This is a genomic window from Vibrio sp. Isolate24 (genome assembly GCF_022398215.1).
Lineage (GTDB): Bacteria > Pseudomonadota > Gammaproteobacteria > Enterobacterales > Vibrionaceae > Vibrio > Vibrio coralliilyticus_A.
The window spans coordinates 532,937-552,846 of record NZ_JAKEUU010000002.1 but is presented as its reverse complement, the minus strand read 5'-3'; the positions used below and the strand labels follow the sequence as shown (position 1 = coordinate 552,846).

Sequence of the window (19,910 nt, the reverse complement as noted above, 5' to 3'; positions counted from 1 at the left end):
CGAGATTGCGCGCGAAGTTATCACAAAATGAAAACAGTTCGCAACATTTTTTAATTTTTGGCTTTCCGATTATTTATCAACGTATCAAAAAGGCTGATCTAGCATCAGCCTTTTGTTGATTTTAAACCTCTTATGCTGCATCTGTTTTTAATATTTGAGCAAGCATATTAAGCTCATCAGTAATAGAATTGTTGACTATCAATCCTGCGTCCTCAAATGAAGAGGTTACCCCTTCCATAACAATGGTTTGCTCCTTCCCTTCATCTGTGACAGTTAGCACCACATCATCTTCATCAACAACCAACTCAATCTTATCGATCAAGTCGGCGACTTCTACATTATCGTCATCTTGCAATATATCGGTAAGGTCTATTAGATCACTACCTAATTCAAAATTATCAATGACATCTGTCCCACTATCTAGGGTTGAATCGAGCCAAGTAAAAACGTTGTCCTCACTGTCTCCAAGCATCATCTGGTTACCTAATTGAGAGGTCAACTCATCCCCGAGATCAGCAGATAAAACTTCATATTCAGGTGAATCTGATACATCAATAGTCACCGTTGCTTCGTTACTCACTGCAAGATCTGAGTCAACAGCCACATAGTCGAATGTAACATCTTCAGTAATGTCCTGAGTGCCTGATATATATCTTAGCTCCCAGTTCCCGCCTGTTGACGACAACTCCATTTGTACAATCGGATTATCTGGCGACGAGTAGCTAAAATCGTAAAGGATTTGGCTATTACCCACGTCTCCTTCATCTTTCTGATACTGCTCGACATGCGTGGTTCCATCTTCAAATGTATACGTGACTTCTACATAAACATTACTATTAGTGTTGAACTCAGCCCCCATACCATCTAAACCAAATGTAACCACATCGAGTGGATTCTCACTAAAGTCGACAATTAAAGTTTCTTGGGTGTTCATACCATTACCATCGGTATCCCCTATCCCCCAGCCTACATGTGGAACCCCTCCGGTATATTGTTTTAGGGGTTTGTCATTGTTGTCAGCGATGCTAATTCCAATCGTATTACCATTCTCCAGTGTAATAAGACGCTCTGTGTCGCTGACATATTCACCCCAATTGTAAAAACCATCCTCATCTAAAACGATGTCTCCTGAATCACCGCTATAGCCAATTTCAAACGGCTCACCAACCCCTGGTACATAAGTAATGTTGTCCGGGTTAAACAGTTTATCAACATCCACTTCATCTCCAATGGTATGAAGATCGGCTTCAGTCAGTACACGTGTTTCACCAAATTCATCGGTATACAGTAAGGTTCCGTACTGTGGAAGTGATGTGATCATCACATTGAGCTGGACATCATTAAAATCGTCATCCTCATCAGATATGTGGTCTAACGCCTCATCGTCTGAATCAAACACTATAGGGACAATAATTGCGTCACCGGCATCAACATCAAAATCTTCCGCTACTGGAATTTCATTCACATTAAGCTCTGATAAAACCACATCAATATCAGTAGCTTTTTGTGTACCAAAACCATCGACTTCCGTCGCCGTTATTACGAGGCTATGAACATTCGCCAGTGCTTCGAAATTATTAGTAAATGCCAAGACACCTGCAGATGTTAGGGATATGGCCCCTGAACTTGGATTGATGGTAAAGAGAGGCTCATTTGAATCATTAAATATATTGGTTTTAATACTGTAGGTAACCGCTTCACCATCAGCATCCGTTGCAGAAACTGTACCTATAACGTATTCATCATTATTGTTTTCAAAATACGAGAAGGAGTATTGATCACCATCATTTGGTTCAAATACAGGAGCGTTGTCATCTAAATTTATTTCTTCCAGTGTGACATTGACATCTGTAGCCTTCGCTTCGCCTAGACCCGCAACTTCAGTAGCGGTTACGACAAGGTTATGGACATTCGTCGCCAACTCATAATCGTTGGTAAAAGCGATTACCCCCGCGACAGTCAAGCTGATCGCACCAGTCCCCGAATCAATCTCAAATAGAGCTTCATCTGCATCGTTGAACACGTTGGTTTTAATGCTGTAAGTTATCGCTTCTCCATCCGCATCGGTCGCATTTACTGTACCGATAACATAGGCATCAGTAGAGTTTTCATCATAGCTAAAATAGTATTCGCCTTGCTCATTGGTGTTTTGGAATATGGGCTCATTATCATCGAGATTAAGCTCACTCAGCTCGACAGTTACATCGGTCGTTTTTACTTCACCAAAACCTTCATCTTCGGTCGCAGTCACCACAATATTATGGACGTTTGCCGCCAATTCATAGTCGTTAGTGAATGCTGTGACGCCAGCCGCAGTAAGACTAATTTCACCACTGNAGTTCGACAGTTACATCGGTCGTTTTTACTTCACCAAAACCTTCATCTTCGGTCGCAGTCACCACAATATTATGGACGTTTGCCGCCAATTCATAGTCGTTAGTGAATGCTGTGACGCCAGCCGCAGTAAGACTAATTTCACCACTGTTTGCATCAATCTCGAATAAGGGTTCATCGGCATCATTTAGCACATTCGTGGTGATGCTATAGGTGACGTTCTCTCCATCGGCATCAATGGCGACTACCGTACCGAGCACATCGCTGTCTACCGAGTTTTCGTTATAACTGAACGCGTAGCTCTCTGTAGACTCTTCTCCGTCGTAGAAAACAGGCGCGTTATCATCGAGATTAAGCTCACTCAGTTCGACAGTTACATCGGTCGTTTTTACTTCACCAAAACCTTCATCTTCGGTCGCAGTCACCACAATATTATGGACGTTTGCCGCCAATTCATAGTCGTTAGTGAATGCTGTGACGCCAGCCGCAGTAAGACTAATTTCACCACTGTTNGTTACATCGGTCGTTTTTACTTCACCAAAACCTTCATCTTCGGTCGCAGTCACCACAATATTATGGACGTTTGCCGCCAATTCATAGTCGTTAGTGAATGCTGTGACGCCAGCCGCAGTAAGACTAATTTCACCACTGTTCGCATCAATTTCGAATAAGGGTTCATTGGCATCATTTAGCACATTCGTGGTGATGCTATAGGTGACATTCTCTCCATCACTGTCACTCGCAGAGACCGTACCAAGTACATCCTCATCCAATGAATTTTCATTGTATTGGAAAGAGTATCCACCATCTTCATCTGTATCTTCAAACACAGGGACGTTGTCATCGCTATTCTGCTCATTAAAGAACACATCTACGTCAACTGACTGGGGTTCACCTATGCCATCCCCCTCCGTGACCGTAACAACAATTTGATGAACATTGTCCAATAGCTCAAAGTCGTTTGCATATGAAGCGGCCCCCGCATCTGTAAAACTTATTTCACCCGTATCAGGATCAATTTGGAATAAATCTTCACCGTCATCATTCTGAATGTTCGTTGAAATACTAAAAATGAGCACATCATTATCAGGGTCAACGGCTGCGACTTGACCAAGAACCGCACCTGATAACGAATTTTCAGGGATATCGAAAGTATACGCTCCATCTTCAAAAGCAAATGTGGCCAAGTCACCGTCATTCTGAGTCTGGAAGTCATTGGTCGCAACAAATTGAGGTAAGTCATTGGTACCATTGATGGTCACGGTCACACTACCCACAGTGCCATCCGCAGATTCGATTGGAAATACATCAACCAAGGAGTCGCCTATGTTGAGCTCATCAAACGCACTGCTGGCAACGTAAGTCCAGTTACCATCCGCATCAATAGAAAAAGTACCATGTTCTCCGGCAACATCATCTTGCACAACAAATGTTGGCACATCCGTTTCTGTTGCCTCAATTAATCCGTTAACAACTAAAGGAGAATCTGTTTCAAAAACCGAGACCGAGTCATCCCCAACAAATAACGCCTGTGTGACTAAATCCAATAGTGTCAGGCTCTGAGTTTCAGACAATCCTTGAGACTCTAGCCCAGAGGTATCAAACTCTGTCTCTGCGAGGGTTTCAGCCCCCGTTCTTTCAATATCCCCAGTTCCTGTAGGGCTTGAACCATTTTGCCCCCCAGCGGCGGTCGCAAAGTCTTCATTTTGCGTTGGGTCGACACCTTGTTCGATTTGTTCAAAAATGGAGGCGATTTCATTATCCAAATTGATATCGAACGTTTCCCCATCGTCGGCAATAAGCTGAGCATCAATATCCGTCGCTGCTGTGTCCCCTTGAGCAACTACCACAACGACTTCTCCCGGCCCTGGCTCTTCTCCTGGCAGCAGCGATCTTAACTGGCCATTGATATCAATCACAACAGTCGTATTTGCCATTAAGAATGGCGCTAGTGTTTTGGCATTCATAAGCAGATCCTCGGTCTGCAATACGCGCAAAACCTCTACTCCAGTGATAGAAGTTTTTTAAAACGCGCATTTATACATGATATAAACCTTAGTCGTCACGCCATCGACTCACCAGTTAATAACAAAAAAGTCCATACGAAAGTTTATAACCCTCGGATAAGGTTCGACTTTTTTATTTTCGAAAAGATTCTCATATTGCAGCGGTCTCTACTAAGCTTCCATTAGTGTATTCAAGTTCGAAGTCTACACCTGAAGTACACCAAATACTCTCTCCTTTTTACTAACAAGGAAAATTAAAGGAGGCTCCCTTGAACTGGAAAAAAACAATTTTGGCAAGCTGCATTATCGCAATAAGCTTTAGCAGTTATAGCCAAACACTTGAGCAAGCGGTGGCAATCACACTCGCGACCAACCCTGAATTGAAAAGTGCCTTCAATGAATATAAGAGCGCCCGAAAGCAAGCTGATGCTTCCGGAGGAGCCTATCTTCCTAGTATCGATCTTGATGCGGGCATTGGTTATGAAGAAATCAACCCAGCAGAATCCACTGGACGGTCAGATACCGACCTAACACGAAAGGAAGCGACGATAAGCCTAACTCAACTGATCTGGGATGGTAACGCTACACTGAACGATATGGACCGAACTGCTGCTGAAGCAGAGTCGATCAGACTTCAGCTCTGGGCAGATGCCTCCGATTTAGCTTTGCAAGTAACTCAGGTTTACCTAGATGCGGTAAAGGCTACCGAAGTACTGGCATTATCAGAAAGTAACCTCGCTGTGCATAAAGATATCTACCGAGACATTAAGCGCAGAGCAGAGTCAGGGATCGGGTCAACTGCAGATGTTTCTCAAGTCGAAGCCCGTATTGCTAAAGCACATGGTAATTTACTGGCAGCCCAAAATAATCTCGTTGATACTCACACCCAATTTAGGAGATTAGTCGGTCAGACCCCTCTAGGTTTGATCTACCCGAGGGCGGATGAGTCAATGCTGCCCCTTTCGCTTGATGAGGCCTTGGATGTGGCATTCAATAGACACCCTGTCATACAAGTATCAAAAGTCGATGTCGATTCTGCTCGTTATCAATACAAACAGTCTAAAGGCAATTATTACCCAACCATTTCAATCGAAGCCAGTCAGACTTGGCGGGACGATGCGGGAGGAGATGTTGGAAGTAGTGATGAAGCTTTAGCTATGCTTAGGCTCAGTTACAACCTCTACAATGGTGGCTCAGATAGTGACTTATCCGAGCGTGCCGCATATCAATTAAACAAGGCAAAAGACTTACGCAGCAATGCCTATCGGCAAGTTGAAGAAAGCTTAAGGCTTTCTTGGAGTGCTCTTGACCTTACGCTACAGCAGAAAAACTTCTTGGCTGACCACGTTGACTCTGCTTCAGAGACTGTCATTGCATACGAAAAACAATACCGCATTGGTCAACGAACGTTACTTGATTTACTCAACACTGAGAATGAGCTTTTCGAGGCAAGGAAAGATTACCTCGATGCCCATTACTCAGAACAGTACGCAAAATATCGTGTGATGAATGCCACCGGTAACCTGCTAGATGCTTTGCTGGTTGACGTACCAGCAGAGTGGGCACAACGAGTGGAGTATTGATTATGTTGAAAAAGACCTTACTCTCGCTCTCCGTTTTAAGCCTGACAATGTCTAACACATTAACGGCAAACGAAGATGAATACGACTATATAGATACACCAACCGCCAATCAGATATCAGATCTCACCGACGATGATAGAGATGGTGTCGTCAATGCCAGAGATATATGTCCAGACACGCCCCTCAATGCTCAAGTAGACAATGATGGTTGCGGCACTTCAGTCAGAGAAGAGGAGGAACTACAGCTTAGGATTCTTTTTGCTAACGACTCTTACGAAATTAACCCTATCTTTTCTGATCAAATCCAAACCATGGCTGAGTTTTTAGCTAAATATCAATCCGCTTCCATACAGATTCAAGGCTATGCCAGCAAAATCGGTACACCTGAATATAATTTGGAACTATCCAAGAAACGGGCTCATGCCGTACAGGATGAACTTTTATACTTTGGTACCGAGCCAGAGCGAGTAACTATCGTGGGCTATGGTGAGACGAGACTGGAAGCCGATGGCGATGACGAAACCTCCCATGCTTTAAACCGAAAAGTCACGGCTACCGTTGTTGGTTTAACGGAAAAAGTAGTCGATGAATGGACCATTTTCACAGTCATAGAAAAATAATTCATCGAAAAAAAACGCTCCTACCGAGGAGCGTTTTTTACTGTTCAGATTTATTGATTAGCTTCAGTCGCTGGCTTATCTGCCAGCGCTGTCTTTTTTGGTAAAGAGATGTGCAGTAGTACGTAGCCTATTATCGCGGCCGTCGTTGAGCCCATCAATATCCCGAGCCTCGCATAAGTATCAAACTCTGCGTTAACTGGGCCAAATGCCAGTGATGAGATAAAAATCGACATCGTAAATCCAATACCACATAGCACAGAGACCGCAAAGATATGTCTGAAAGTGATCCCCTCTGGCAACTTCGCCACGCCCGCCTTAACGGCAATCCAACTAAAGCTAAAGATACCCAAAGGCTTACCGAGCAGCAGACCAAGAGCAATCCCTAGAGGTAGCATTGAAGTCAGCCCTTCGACAGAAATCCCTTCAAGAGAAATACCTGCATTAGCGAAAGCGAATACTGGAAGGATACCAAAGGCTACGTATGGGTGGAGTGCGTGCTCCATATGTTTGAGTGGAGACCTCTCACCTTGATTTCCTTTAAGAGGAATCGCAAAACCTATGACTACACCCGCTAACGTCGCATGCACACCAGATTTGAGCACAGCAAACCAGAGTATTGCCCCGACGATCATATACGGTGTTAACTTAGTGACCTTCTTCGAGTTGAGCATAAACAACGCTGCGGTCATAGCAAAACCAACTGCAAGCGCAGAAGTTGATAAGTCACCTGTGTAGAAAAGCGCGATAATGACAACAACACCAAGGTCGTCAATGATAGCCAGTGCCAGTAAGAATACCTTCAGGCTGACTGGGACACGCTTACCCAGCAATGCCATAATACCTAACGCAAAAGCAATGTCGGTTGCAGCAGGAATAGCCCAACCTTGAATGGCTTCAGCATTACTGTAGTTAAAGGCAACATAGACAAGGGCTGGTGCGAGCATACCGCCTACAGCAGCGATCGCCGGGAAAATCGCGGTCTCACGAGATTTCAAAGCCCCCTCAAGAAGCTCACGCTTAACTTCCAGACCAATAAGAAGGAAGAATACGGCCATCAGGCCATCATTAATCCAGTGTGAAACCGACATGCCAAACACATAAGAATGCAACACTGTTTGATAAGTATCGTTAAGTGGCGTGTTAGCTATAGTCATTGCGATTGCAGCAGCGATAACGAGAAGAATTCCCCCTGCTGACTCCATTTTGAAGAAATCGCGAATAATATCACTCATGATATCGTCCTTTTATTTATTATGTTAATAAACGATGAACAAAGAATAGAGCTGAGTTTATAGATATCGATTCTTCAGGAAAAATCGCTTGTTTGGATGTTTAACTTCGGAATTTTCGATATAAACACTCTAATGCAACGCTTATTCCTTAAGTAATTATAGGTAAATTCAAAAAATTACCAACACCAACAAAAAACGCAGTTCCTCAAATAGTGAGAAACTGCGTTTTAGTCACTTAGTCGTTCGTTTTTACTTAGTATCCTGTCAACTGCATAAAACCTTTCGCCTTATGAGTGCCCGTCGTTTGAATTGGCCCCTCCCAATAAGGAACAACGAACGGTAGCCAGAGCTGTTGGTTAAGCGCCTGAGTTGTCAGGTTAATATTATATCGAGGGATATGAATATCCCATTGTAGCGGGATACGTTTTCCGTTGCTAAATAGAGTCGATTCATGAGGTTCGATTGTTATATCTTCTGCTGATAGATTAACCACCTTTCCATCATTGCGAGACAGTGTGCCAAATAAATAAGGTAATTGCTGGGCATGGCGATAACGACTAATTGATAACGTCGTTTCATCATCAAGATGAAAGACAAACCAATCCCAGCCTTTTTGCCCCTCAACAATGAGACCACTACCCCATTCCTTGCTCATCCAAGCGCTACCCTCAACAGGAACCAACAGACCGGAATCTAATTGAAGAGCACCCTTTACTTTAATAAATGGGCTGGTGAGATTGTAAGACGCAATCGGCAGAAGATCGTGTTTTTCAACGTAGCCTTTATCACCCGGTAATACATAAGGCCCATGAGCCACGGCTTCTAGCTGAACATTGAAACTATCGCTCGCGGCACTCAACTGTCCTGGGAACGGAGTTTGCCCTAGCGAGCGCCAAGACCAGTTATCAATCCAGAGACGAAAAGGCCGATTAGCCATCCCCGCTTGACCAATACCGCCACGAGCGAGCCTTTGCTCTTTCCATACTTTGTCTTTATCCGATACAACAACGTGGGATACATAAAGTTGAGGGTTTTGCCAACCCATTCCTTCTCTATCATCCATCGCCACTCTGAAGTAGCTCCATTGAATGCCGTATTGTTTGCCATTGATATCTTCAACATTAGCAAAAAAGTGCCACCACTCATGCTGATACTCATCATGAAAGCGAAAGTCTTGGGGTATTTTAACTGGGATATTTGGTAATACGGGCTCAAACACCTGGGTCGATTTAGATTGCATCACATTCTCAACAGAGCCCTGCTGAGTAACCGGAGGGGCAAGATAGAACCAAAGGTACACTCCTCCAGCAATCACACCTGCAAAAATAAGCAGCATCAATACGCCAATCACTTTGGCTTGGACTGATTTCCGCATTTATAACGCATCCCTTAGCGATTTCATTGGCGTATTTCGAATCATCCTCAACACAGGTAGCGCTCCAGCCAACATTAATGAGCCCATCGCCATTAAACTGGTCTGGAAATACTCTTCAGGAATCATTTTCAGTTCAAGTGTCCAGCCGAAAGATTGCTTTATAACAATATCCACAACCAAGTTGGCCAAAGCTAGTCCGAGCGGCAATGCGATTAATATAGATATGGCACCGAAGACAAACAACTGCAGCCCTCCCATTACAACTAGCTCCTTACCAGACATGCCTAAACAACGCAGTAAGGACACGTGCCTTTGCCTCGATACTTCGCCAGCTACGGTCGCAAAGAAAATACCAAACACAGCAATAATCAATGTAATATTGCCGAGTGTATCTGCAATGGAGAAGGTTCGGTCAAATACTCTCATTGCCTGCTTATGGATATGGCCATTATCGAAAATACGCTCTGAATTCAAACGGAATACAGATTCCATACGCCGTTTAAGACCAATAGAGTTAACACCATCCTTGAGGACAGCGCCAAGTGCTACCGTCCCATTTCCTGCAAACGCATACAACCAATTTCGGTGGGAAAGCAGTACTTGGTTATACGGGTTACCGTAGTCGTAATAGACGCCAACCACTTGCCAGCCTTGTCCCAACTTGCCCGATAAATCAATGTAATCACCCGGACGGATACCAAGCTTTAACGCCATCGATTCACTGATCATCACGCCTTTAGAGTGATGGAGATGATACCAGTAATTAGGAATACCCAGCTTGACCGTAAGAGAAGCCAACTCGCCTTCTGAAGCGCCAGTGCTGACTACTTGAAGTACACCTTTGTTGGAGTTGACTTCTTTCTCCCAGCGCCACCAAACAGAATCCACTTCCGGTTGTTTAGAGAGCCAGCCACTCATGCGTGCAGCCGCACTATTATTGGGGTAGATATACAAATCAGCAGCTAGACGTTGGCTTAACCATTTATCAGTGGTATCACGAAAACTCCCCACCATGGTTTCAACGCCGATATTAGCAGCCATTGCTAACATAAATGCCATGGTTGCCACTCCACGATAGCTCATGCTAGCGGCAGCATCGGCAAAGAACCAACGAATCTTCACCCATTTAAGAGAATAAGAAAGACCATCGAAAACTTTCCATATCAGATACGGCGTAAATAAGGCGACACTCAATAGCATTAACCCAATGATTGCCAAGCCAGACTCCTGAGTTTGAGGAGCTTGATAAATCGCAATTGCAGCAACACATAATGCACACGCTAATAAAGCCTGAATGGCAAACTCAATGCCTGCAAAACGAACCAATGATAGACGAGCAGTTAATCGAATTGGCTGCGCTCGTAACAAGCGTACCAGCGGCCAGGCACAGGCAACAAAAGCACCAATCACTGTCATATATAGACTGTAAATGCTCGACTTCCAACTCCACGCAATGAGTAACCCAACGTTGGCATCATAAAGATCACCCAAGCTGGCTGATACCGATGGAATCAACTGGTTGGCAAGTAAAATGCCAAGGACACTTCCACAAAGCCAACTAACCAGAATGAGAACCAAAAGCTCCATACACAAAGCTTTCGCCAACTGCCACCCCGAGACCCCAGTCTGGCGCATCGCACCGACCAAAGGCTGTCTTTGAGTCAGAGATAATGACATCGCTTGATAGAAGATAAAAAGACCAACTAAAAACGCCAACATCCCCATTGCGCTTAAATTCATGTGGAAAGCCTTCGTCAGCGACTCCAACTCTGCACGAGAATTACGCATGATACTCATGCCATTAGGCAGGTACTCTTTCAAACGAGCAAGCTTTTCAGGGGGCATCTCTCCGCATGCAATGACAGAAATACCTGAACTTCTTTCTAGCATACGTAGTAAAGAAATATCAGCAATAATTCGAGTACCATTTAATCGCTCTTGCGTGTCAACAACGATAGGGCCTAATTTGCTGCCATCACTCAAGACGATAAAATCGTTATCTTGCCATTTCATATGTGCCGCAAGATCTGAACTCACCATAATTGGATATGGGCTGTTCATTAACTTAAGAGAAGAGAAGTCATTTATGCTGGTCGCCGGATGGAACTGCAGCATCGCAACTGGATCCACTCCCACTAACATAAGGTCTGTACCATTGGCCATGCTCACGCGCAGACTTTCAAAGGGAGCACATTGGTTGAACCCATCACGGCGAAGCTGAACATAAAAGCCCTGTGGGATTTTATTGGTCACATGTTTAGGGCGTATACGATAAGGAAGAGGATTAGAGAAAAGTTTTTCACCGTGCTCATAACTTTGTCTAGCGTGTTCATTGATAGAGGTTACTCCCACTAACAGCGATACACCCAACGTAAGACCAAGCCAGACAAGAAGAATTTGAAAAGGATAGCGTCTGTAGTGCCCAAGCAGTGCTTTAACTACGGGCCATAACATGAAGCTGCCCTCCTTGAAGACGAATTCTCCCTTCCATATGTTCGGCAACACGCTCACTATGTGTCACGAGCAATAATGTACATTCCAACTGGCGAGTCAGTGTGGTAAGTAGGCGCATAACCGCTTCAGCATTACGCTCGTCAAGGCTTCCCGTTGGTTCATCAGCCAACAAAATCTTGGGTTCCATATAAAGCGCACGAGCAATAGCGGCTCGTTGCTGCTGGCCACCTGAAACTTCTTCAGGGTAACGCCCAAGTAATGGCATTAAATCGAGAGCAGAGAGGATCTGGCGCCATAGCCCTTTGTCCTCAGGAAGCCCTTTAAGCTGTCGACAGAAGCGAATATTGTCAGCGACATTAAGGGTAGGAAGCAGGTTAAACTGCTGAAATATAAGACCAATATTATTTCGTCGATAGGCCGTACGTTTCGTTTCAGCGATTTCATGCATGGAGAAGTTAGGAAACCATATTTCTCCTGAATCGACCGTATCCAAACCCGCGATCAAATTCAGTAGCGTACTCTTGCCAGAGCCACTTTCGCCCATCAGAGCGACTTGATCACCTTGTTCTAATGTCAACTCAGCACCTTGTAAGACAGGGTGAAACTCACCACCATCGACATAGCCTTTACATAGGTCTGTTAGCTGAAGCATTAAAAGTCTCTTAATCGTTCAAAATTGGACTGTGAATCTACACTAAAACCACGCTGGGAGGAAGTATTTTGGATACTGGATCACAAGATATGCATCAAAACACATCAGATGAACGATTCATGTCTAATTTTCGATCAAATTCTTCATCCAGCGTTGGGTTTTCATTCTATACAAAGAGCCGCCCCATTTAATGGCTTCTTCTGTTAAAAAGAGTAGGAAAACCCACTCAGGCTCCCAACCTAAGCCAATGGCCGCAAATGCTGCTAGGGGTATGCCAATTAGCCATTGAGCAATCAAGTCTTGATAGAGGCAGAACTTTACATCTCCCCCCGCTCTGAGCACACCAACGATCACCATCATCGGGACTGAACGTAAAATGATGCCAAAACAGAGAATCACCATAAACTTCTCGGCCAGTTCACGAGTCTCATCAGTCAATGCACTAAAAGCATCGAGCACCACGCCTTGACATAAGTACAAGATCAAGGCAACGACAATGCCAACCATCAAACTCAGTATGGTCATGCCAATCGCCTGATAGTAAACCGCCTCATAGTGCTTTGCTCCGATTTGGTTACCGACCAAGACCGCTGCTGCATTGGACATGCCGATCAGTAATGCCAAAGCAATGGACTCAACGGGAGACATCACAGACAACGCAGCAAGACCTTGAACACCAGACTGACCCATAATGGCGTGATAGGCAAACAGCCCCCCCGCCCAAGCAAGGAAATTAAACGTGGTGGGCAGAGAAAGTTTTAGAAAACGTACAACTCGCGACCACTCCACTACTGCTTTGAGGTCTTGAATTCCAAACGCTAGAAGATGCTTTTTCGCGTAGATATAACCAAACAACGTGGCTACTTCAATCGCTCCGCTCATCACAGTTGCTATGGCGGCACCTTTGATTCCCATTGCAGGGAAGCCCAACTTACCGAAGATCAACACCCAGTTAAGAAAAATATTGGACACAATACCAATACCACTGAAAAAGGTACTGATACCGGGTTTGTGCATCGAACGCAGACCGACAGACATACTGGCCACACAAGCTACTGCAAACATGGTCACTGCTGTGATCACCAAGTACTGACTACCTAACTGATTCACTTCCTGAGATTCGGTGGTCAAAGACATAATTTCGCTCGGGAACAGGATGAAAATCACCACAGTAAACGCAGCAAAAATCATTGCTACCAGCCAAGTTAGAGCAGTACTTTCTTTGACGCCTTGCCGATCAGCCGCCCCCCAGTATTGAGCCGTAAGCAAAGCCCCACCAGTCGTTACTCCTACTAGCATGATAGTAGTAACAAACGTAGCTCTGGCTGCTACGCCGACCGCAGCTATCTCGGCTTCGCCTAATTGGCCAAGCATTAATACGTCCACTAGGCCACGACTGGAGAACATGATGCTTTGAAGCGTAATGGGTAAGGCGATAGCGATCATTCGTCGCAAAAACTCACCGCGTGTATGGAATAGAATCTGTGAGACCGTGCTCAATTACTCACCTCAAACGACAACACTATGATAGAAAGGGAAAAATATACCGTTTATTATATGATCAGCCTTGCTCATAAACCATATTATTAATAAGGGGTCGAGATGAAAAAAGTGCTAGTACTGGGCGCATCCGGCTACGTGGGTTCGCAATTGCTGCTTCAATTATGTAACAAAGGCTATCATGTAACAGCAGCGGCTCGGCAAATTGAGTATTTGAAAGCACGAGTTACTCCCCATCCCAACCTTGAACTCATTTATCTTGATCTCGCTGATCAAGAAGCAACTCTTCGTACTGTACCAGAGTTTGAGATCGTGTATTTCTTGGTGCATGGGATGGCGCACGGCCATGACTTCCTTGAATACGAACTCTCCCTCGCTGAAAACTTCAAACTGGCCTTAAAAGACAGCCATATCAAACACGTTATCTATCTCAGCGCAATTCAACCTCAGACAGGTAATTCCGAGCATCTCAAAGCACGCCGAGTGACAGGCGACATTATTCGCAAAGCAGGCGTACCCGTGACTGAACTCCGAGCTGGAGTGATTATAGGCCCCGGCTCTGCCGCATTTGAGATTATGCGAGACTTTGTCTATAACATGCCTCTACTTATCACTCCGAAATGGGTCGACTCGAAAGCCAACCCTATCGCTTTAGAAAACCTCAATCACTACTTGCTAAAGCTGGTCGAAGAATCCCCTACCAGCCATGCGCTTTACGAAGTGGGAGGGCCGGATACTCTTAGCTATCGAGAACAATTTGAAACCATTAGCGCCGTAATTAGAAAACCTATCAAGCTCTGGTCAACATCATTGCTGACGCCCCAACTCGCATCCCATTGGCTGGGCATTGTCACTTCAGTTCCATCAAGCATAGGTGCCGCGTTGCTCTCTGGTCTAGAACACGATTTTATCGCCGAGTCAGATGACATTCGTCAACGCTACCCTCAAACACTTATCGGCTACGAACAAATGGTTAAAAAAAGCATCGACGAAGAAGGTCATTTTGTTCGCAGTGAAGTCTGGGGCTTCGATCCTGCTGCATTGACCCGCTGGCAAGCAGGCTACGGCTATTACCCCAAACAAACTGGCGCCAGCCTAGAAACAGACTTGAGTTTTGAGCAACTATGGAAGGTGATTAAGCAAATTGGCAGCAGAAAAGAGGGATACTTTTTTGCCAACCTAATGTGGCGTACAAGGGAGTGGCTCGATCTGTTTTTTGGCGGGGGGCGACCGGTGCGGCGCTCTCCTCCTGGGCCTGAGTTGCAAGTGGGTGACTATATTGACTCTTGGAAAGTAATTCGCTGCGAAAAAGAGCAATTTCTGTCACTATTGTTTGGTATGAAAGGCCCTGGCCTAGGGCGCTTAGAGTTCCTATTAGAAGATCTAGGAGAAAAGCGCAGGCTAACCGTAACGGCCTGGTGGCACCCGCAAGGGCTACGAGGCTTACTTTACTGGTTTGCCATGATGCCTGCACATCTGTTTATATTTAAAGGCATGGTGAAAGCCATTGTTCGAAAAGCAAAAGAGCTTCCTTAACGGAAGCTCTTTTCTAATCCAAAAGCACAGCAAGCTAAACTTGATAGCCGATTGGAATCTCAGCCAAATGATTTCCTTGGTTACCTGGATAAACCAGATACTCGCCATGGTACTTAACGTTTGATTTGTAGTCTGTAATCTTGTGTAGCATGAACCCTGCGGCTGATGCTTTTTCAACAAACTGCGCGTGGTTACCACGAACAAACCAACTCATTGGCTTTATCAGTGTTTCGCCGTCAAAGCAGTCGTCACACTGGTTAGTGCACAACGCGAAAGAGTTTGGACCTTCAGTAAAAATCTGAACTTTACCGCAGTTAAGAAGCTGCTCCGACGTTGACACTTCCCAACCATCTTCTTCCATCTGATCAAGAAATGTGTTGATTTCACTGTCCTTAATCACTCGCTCTGCTTCCCCTTGAGGGAAAAAGTCAGCATAAAACTTAGAAATACGCTGGAAGGTAAACATCAGCCCAGCTTCGTTACCTTTTGAGCGCCCCGCTTTTTGCCAGCGAGTGAGATCATCAACCACGCAGCGATGGAAGCGTTGTGATTTGAGAGCACGGGTCACCCAACGCACCAGATAATGATTGTTCGCCACAGGCGCATCTACAGCCTTACCTGATTTATGATCAGCGGCCAATTCTTCTAGAGCGGTATTGACCAAGTTTTGTATTTCAACAGTGTACTGAGACATTACGCCTTTGTTCCAAATATCCAGTAAAATGCGGCGGACAGAATTGAACACGCCGTCATAACAGTAATCATTGGCCAAGTGACGCCATCTGGCAACACAGCAACCACAACCCCAATAATAGAACCTGTGCCAAAGCGAAGCGTTCCTGCTAGTGAAGAAGCCGTACCTGCCATAGCTGGGTATCCACTGAGTAATAAGCCCATGGTATTACTACCAATGGTCGACAAGGTACCAATGAAAAGGACCACGAAAGGTACAGTGCCCCACAGCCCTAGGTCAAGCATCCAACCCAAAAATAGTCCCAATCCGGCGATAAGTTGTACCAAAAGAGCAAATCTGAGCATGGCATGGGAGCCGACCTTCTTAACCAGACGGCCATTAATCGTTGTCATAATGATCATCGCCACGATGTTCAGTGCAAACAAATAGCCGAAATGATTAGGTTGCACGCCATAAATATCGATATAGACAAACGAACCTGCGGTGAGAAACGCAAACATACCTGCAAACGAAAATGAACCAGACAGAATTAATCCCATGGCAATCGGGTTTCGACATAAGCGGACATAGTTACGCATTGTGGTAGCAAATCGAAACGGTTGCTTATTCTCTTTACTTAACGTTTCTGGGATTTTCCAAAGGACTAATGCAATCACTACCGCAGCAAATGCAGCCAGAATCCAGAAAATCGCACGCCAGCCAAACCAAACCGCCACATACCCCCCAATCATAGGGGCTATCAAAGGGGCAATGGTAATAACTAAGGTCACAAACGACATAGCACGAGAAAAATCCTCGCGATCAAACATATCGCGAACCACAGCCTGAATAATGACAGCCGCCGCTGCGCCCGCAAAGCCTTGTGCTGTACGTACCCAAGTCAGGGCTTCTATGCCCGTTGTGGTGGCACTCACTACAGATGCAAGTCCAAAAAACAAAACGCCTAAGATCAGAACGGGCCTACGGCCATAACTGTCAGCGAGTGGACCATGAATCAACTGACCAATGGCAAAACCTGCGGTATATGCGGTTAAGGTAATTTGCACTGCCCCGTCTGCCACGCCTAGGTCACGGGCGATGGTCGGCATCGCGGGCAAGTACATGTCGATGGCTAGTGGCGTCAATGCGCCGATGGCACCCAGAACAAGAAAAAGAAGAAAAGTGATTTGGGGTGCTTTGGTTTGCTCTAATGCAGTATCAGACATAAATCTCCTACTCGGTTGCGTTAGATATGCAGCTTCCGTGCTGCAACCAAACAGAAAAGAGAGACTCGCATCCACGAGTCTTATAGCCGATCTATACTGAGCGATATCTCTATAAAAGACTAGTTCCTAGTAGGAACTAAACTATTTCCAACTTAGATGATTAGTTCCAGACTGATTCAATTTCTTCTTGCGTCAAGTAGCGATATTCACCAGGTTCCAACTCGTCATCCAGAATGATATTGCCGATACGTTCACGGTGTAGGTGCTCTACTTTATTACCCAACGCCGCAAACATGCGTTTTACCTGATGGTATTTCCCTTCGGTGATGGTCAGCAGTACTTCTTTTTCTTCTTCATCAACAATTTCCAGTTTCGCTGGCAAAGTGGCCGCCTTTTCATTGCGAAGTTCAATGCCCTGCTCAAACTGTGCCACATAATCAGCCCCAATCGGGTCAACCAGCCAAACGCGATAAGTTTTTTCACATTTGTGTTTCGGCGAAGTAATACGGTGTGACCACTGACCATCATCGGTGATCAACACTAGACCCGTTGTATCTACATCTAAGCGCCCTGCAAAATGAAGATCTTCCATCTTCACTTCGTCGAGTAACATAAAGGCTGTTTGATTAAATCCATCTTCATGCGAACAGACAAAACCATCGGGTTTAAACAACATGATGTAACGAGGACCTGGCTTTTGGATCTCACGTCCTTGCCATTCGACAATACAGTCGTCCGTCACTTTCACTGCACCACTTTTCTGCACGATATCGTTGACGGTGACGTCACCACTTTTAATGATTTTTGTTGCTTCTTTACGTGTCGCACCCAGTGCATCACACAAATATTTATCTAAACGCATGAATACCTCATCTTAATCAGGTGAGGTATTATAGAGCCACTAGACTAAATAGTTGAGCTATTTCACACAATTTATGTATACACTCCGCCCATACCAAGCCGACTCGGTGAAAGCCGTTATCCACTATTTCCGCAAGCACTCCAGCCCAGCCGTCCTTGTGCTACCAACAGGAGCAGGAAAAAGTCTGGTTATTGCTGAACTCGCCAGATTGGCTAAAGGTCGAGTGTTGGTCATGGCGCACGTCAAAGAGCTGGTTGAGCAAAACCACGCTAAATACGAAGGGTACGATCTCAAAGGGTCAATCTACTCTGCGGGTTTAGGCCGTAAAGAAACTGACCAACAAGTGGTGTTTGCGTCAGTGCAGTCTGTGGTCAGAAATCTCGATGACTTCAAAAACCAATTCTCGCTACTTGTGATTGACGAATGTCACCGCGTCCCTGATAACAAAAACACCAGCTACCAGAAAGTGATTTCTCACCTGCGTGAGCTGAATCCGGGCATCAAAGTGCTCGGTTTAACCGCCACGCCTTACCGACTTGGCATGGGTTGGATTTACCAATATCACACACGCGGCCTAGTCAGAACAGAAGAGCCTAGGTTCTTTCGAGACTGCATTTTCGAGCTGCCTATTCGTTATTTGCTTGATGAAAAGTTCCTCACCCCTGCTCGCATGATGGACGCTCCTGTGCTTAGCTATGACTTCTCACAGCTCAAGCCCGCGACGACTGGCCGCTACAAAGAAGCAGAGCTGGACATGGTGATCGACAAAGCCAAACGGGCGACGCCTCAAATTGTCGAGCAAATCATTCACCTCGCTAAAGACAAACAAGGCATCATGGTTTTCGCGGCAACGGTCCGGCATGCTCAAGAAATCTACGGTTTGCTTCCTGAGGGCCAAACTGCTCTTGTGATTGGCGACACCCCAACACCTGAGCGCGACACCATCATCCAAGATTTTAAAGACCGTAAAATTAAGTACTTGGTTAATGTATCCGTGTTAACGACAGGATTTGATGCTCCTCATGTCGACCTGATAGCCATTCTTCGCCCAACCGAATCAATCAGCTTATATCAGCAGATTGTTGGACGAGGGCTACGTCTTTCTCCGGGCAAAGAAGAGTGTCTGGTATTGGATTATGCAGGCAACAGCTACGATCTCTATCAGCCTGAAGTGGGTGATGCCAAACCTGACTCCGACAGCGAAATCATTACCATCCCCTGCCCGGCTTGTGGCTTTAACAACAATTTCTGGGGAAAACTGGATAACAATGGCTTCTTAGTTGAACATTATGGCCGAAAATGTCAGGGCTTTTTCGAAGACGAAGAGACAGGTGAACGAGAACACTGTAACTATCGTTTCCGCGCCAAATACTGCGGCGAGTGCGGCGCAGACAATGATATCGCTGCGCGAATTTGTCACGAATGCGACGCAACCTTAGTGGATCCTGACAAGAAGCTTAAAGAGGCGTTAAATTTAAAAGACGCCTTGGTATTCGAGTGCCTGTCGATGGATTTGAGTGTTCACAAAGATGACAAAGGCAAAAGTAGCCTCAAGGTCTCTTATGTGGGGGAAAACCAGGCTCAGGTGCACGAATTCTGGTCTTTAACGACCAAGAAACAGAAGCAGACATTCAAAAATATGTTTGTTCGCCCTCACCTAGCGGACAAACATCGTCCTTTTGATGAGACTTCTCCGGCCAAAGTGGTCAATAATCAACATCGTTTCCGCCCACCCCAGTTTGTGATCGCGCGTAAAGCTGGCCGGTTCTGGAAAATGCGCGATAAAATCTTTGAGGATGAGCTGACCAACTAAGCGGCTCCGTCAATATTATTCACTTTGTATTCAGAAAAGATTTA

General features: G+C 45.3%; 14 protein-coding genes. 4 read left to right on the top strand and 10 right to left on the bottom strand.

Features of this window, described 5'->3' with window-relative positions; all coding sequences use genetic code 11:
* Positions 1 to 130: 130 nt before the first annotated feature.
* Both L1D23_RS10830 and L1D23_RS10825 read right to left on the bottom strand, forming a co-directional pair.
* Positions 131 to 2,278: a cadherin repeat domain-containing protein gene (locus L1D23_RS10830; protein WP_239866196.1), complete on the bottom strand. Its 2,148-nt coding sequence runs from the start codon at positions 2,276 to 2,278 to the stop codon at positions 131 to 133.
* 49 nt (positions 2,279 to 2,327) lie between these two features.
* Positions 2,328 to 4,301 carry a cadherin domain-containing protein gene (locus L1D23_RS10825; protein ID WP_239866194.1) on the bottom strand — a complete coding sequence of 658 codons (1,974 nt, stop codon included), beginning with the start codon at positions 4,299 to 4,301 and terminating at the stop codon, positions 2,328 to 2,330.
* 308 nt (positions 4,302 to 4,609) lie between these two features.
* On the opposite strand from L1D23_RS10825, the gene L1D23_RS10820 reads away from it, so the two are divergent.
* Positions 4,610 to 5,923, top strand: a complete 1,314-nt coding sequence (locus L1D23_RS10820) for a TolC family outer membrane protein (RefSeq protein WP_239837111.1) — start codon at positions 4,610 to 4,612, stop codon at positions 5,921 to 5,923.
* Between the two features lie 2 nt (positions 5,924 to 5,925).
* On the top strand, positions 5,926 to 6,543 hold the full coding sequence (locus tag L1D23_RS10815; RefSeq protein ID WP_239866189.1) for an OmpA family protein: 618 nt from the start codon (positions 5,926 to 5,928) through the stop codon (positions 6,541 to 6,543).
* Between the two features lie 50 nt (positions 6,544 to 6,593).
* Here the strand turns inward: L1D23_RS10815 and nhaA are convergent, their stop codons facing one another.
* From nhaA to L1D23_RS10790, 5 genes are all read right to left on the bottom strand, one after another.
* On the bottom strand, positions 6,594 to 7,775 hold the full coding sequence (gene nhaA, locus L1D23_RS10810; RefSeq protein ID WP_239866188.1) for a Na+/H+ antiporter NhaA: 1,182 nt from the start codon (positions 7,773 to 7,775) through the stop codon (positions 6,594 to 6,596).
* 253 nt (positions 7,776 to 8,028) lie between these two features.
* Positions 8,029 to 9,015 carry a lipocalin-like domain-containing protein gene (locus tag L1D23_RS10805; RefSeq protein WP_239866770.1) on the bottom strand — a complete coding sequence of 329 codons (987 nt, stop codon included), beginning with the start codon at positions 9,013 to 9,015 and terminating at the stop codon, positions 8,029 to 8,031.
* A 135-nt stretch (positions 9,016 to 9,150) separates the two neighbouring features.
* Entirely contained in the window at positions 9,151 to 11,604 is a 2,454-nt protein-coding gene (locus tag L1D23_RS10800; protein WP_239866186.1) for an FtsX-like permease family protein, read from the bottom strand.
* A complete protein-coding gene (locus tag L1D23_RS10795) occupies positions 11,585 to 12,256 on the bottom strand; it encodes an ABC transporter ATP-binding protein (protein WP_239837115.1) in 672 nt (223 codons plus the stop codon). The genes L1D23_RS10800 and L1D23_RS10795 overlap by 20 nt, the downstream gene beginning before the upstream one ends.
* A 123-nt stretch (positions 12,257 to 12,379) precedes the next feature.
* Positions 12,380 to 13,756: an MATE family efflux transporter gene (locus L1D23_RS10790; protein ID WP_239837116.1), complete on the bottom strand. Its 1,377-nt coding sequence runs from the start codon at positions 13,754 to 13,756 to the stop codon at positions 12,380 to 12,382.
* A gap of 102 nt (positions 13,757 to 13,858) precedes the next feature.
* Here L1D23_RS10790 and L1D23_RS10785 point away from each other — a divergent pair, with 102 nt between their 5' ends.
* Complete coding sequence (locus L1D23_RS10785) at positions 13,859 to 15,292, top strand: DUF2867 domain-containing protein (RefSeq protein WP_239866184.1); 1,434 nt, start codon at positions 13,859 to 13,861, stop codon at positions 15,290 to 15,292.
* A gap of 34 nt (positions 15,293 to 15,326) precedes the next feature.
* Here the strand turns inward: L1D23_RS10785 and L1D23_RS10780 are convergent, their stop codons facing one another.
* From L1D23_RS10780 to rsuA, 3 genes are all read right to left on the bottom strand, one after another.
* The gene (locus L1D23_RS10780; protein WP_239866174.1) at positions 15,327 to 15,986 is read right to left on the bottom strand and encodes a DUF2913 family protein; all 660 of its coding nucleotides are present in this window, start codon (positions 15,984 to 15,986) and stop codon (positions 15,327 to 15,329) included.
* Positions 15,986 to 17,191: a Bcr/CflA family multidrug efflux MFS transporter gene (locus L1D23_RS10775; RefSeq protein ID WP_239866172.1), complete on the bottom strand. Its 1,206-nt coding sequence runs from the start codon at positions 17,189 to 17,191 to the stop codon at positions 15,986 to 15,988. The genes L1D23_RS10780 and L1D23_RS10775 overlap by 1 nt, the downstream gene beginning before the upstream one ends.
* A gap of 160 nt (positions 17,192 to 17,351) precedes the next feature.
* Positions 17,352 to 18,053: a 16S rRNA pseudouridine(516) synthase RsuA gene (rsuA, locus tag L1D23_RS10770; RefSeq protein ID WP_239837120.1), complete on the bottom strand. Its 702-nt coding sequence runs from the start codon at positions 18,051 to 18,053 to the stop codon at positions 17,352 to 17,354.
* A 73-nt stretch (positions 18,054 to 18,126) separates the two neighbouring features.
* Between rsuA and L1D23_RS10765 the strand changes: the two genes are divergently transcribed.
* Positions 18,127 to 19,866: a DEAD/DEAH box helicase gene (locus tag L1D23_RS10765; protein WP_239866170.1), complete on the top strand. Its 1,740-nt coding sequence runs from the start codon at positions 18,127 to 18,129 to the stop codon at positions 19,864 to 19,866.
* Positions 19,867 to 19,910 lie beyond the last annotated feature (44 nt).

Excerpts from the sequence above, each read along its gene's own strand:
- L1D23_RS10815 (WP_239866189.1), top strand. The coding sequence starts at position 5,926 with ATGTTGAAAAAGACCTTACTCTCGCTCTCCGTTTTAAGCCTGACAATG.
- nhaA (WP_239866188.1), bottom strand. The coding sequence starts at position 7,775 with ATGAGTGATATTATTCGCGATTTCTTCAAAATGGAGTCAGCAGGGGGA.
- L1D23_RS10805 (WP_239866770.1), bottom strand. The coding sequence starts at position 9,015 with ATGCAATCTAAATCGACCCAGGTGTTTGAGCCCGTATTACCAAATATC.
- L1D23_RS10800 (WP_239866186.1), bottom strand. The coding sequence starts at position 11,604 with ATGTTATGGCCCGTAGTTAAAGCACTGCTTGGGCACTACAGACGCTAT.
- L1D23_RS10795 (WP_239837115.1), bottom strand. The coding sequence starts at position 12,256 with ATGCTTCAGCTAACAGACCTATGTAAAGGCTATGTCGATGGTGGTGAG.
- L1D23_RS10785 (WP_239866184.1), top strand. The coding sequence starts at position 13,859 with ATGAAAAAAGTGCTAGTACTGGGCGCATCCGGCTACGTGGGTTCGCAA.
- L1D23_RS10780 (WP_239866174.1), bottom strand. The coding sequence starts at position 15,986 with ATGTCTCAGTACACTGTTGAAATACAAAACTTGGTCAATACCGCTCTA.
- L1D23_RS10775 (WP_239866172.1), bottom strand. The coding sequence starts at position 17,191 with ATGTCTGATACTGCATTAGAGCAAACCAAAGCACCCCAAATCACTTTT.
- rsuA (WP_239837120.1), bottom strand. The coding sequence starts at position 18,053 with ATGCGTTTAGATAAATATTTGTGTGATGCACTGGGTGCGACACGTAAA.
- L1D23_RS10765 (WP_239866170.1), top strand. The coding sequence starts at position 18,127 with ATGTATACACTCCGCCCATACCAAGCCGACTCGGTGAAAGCCGTTATC.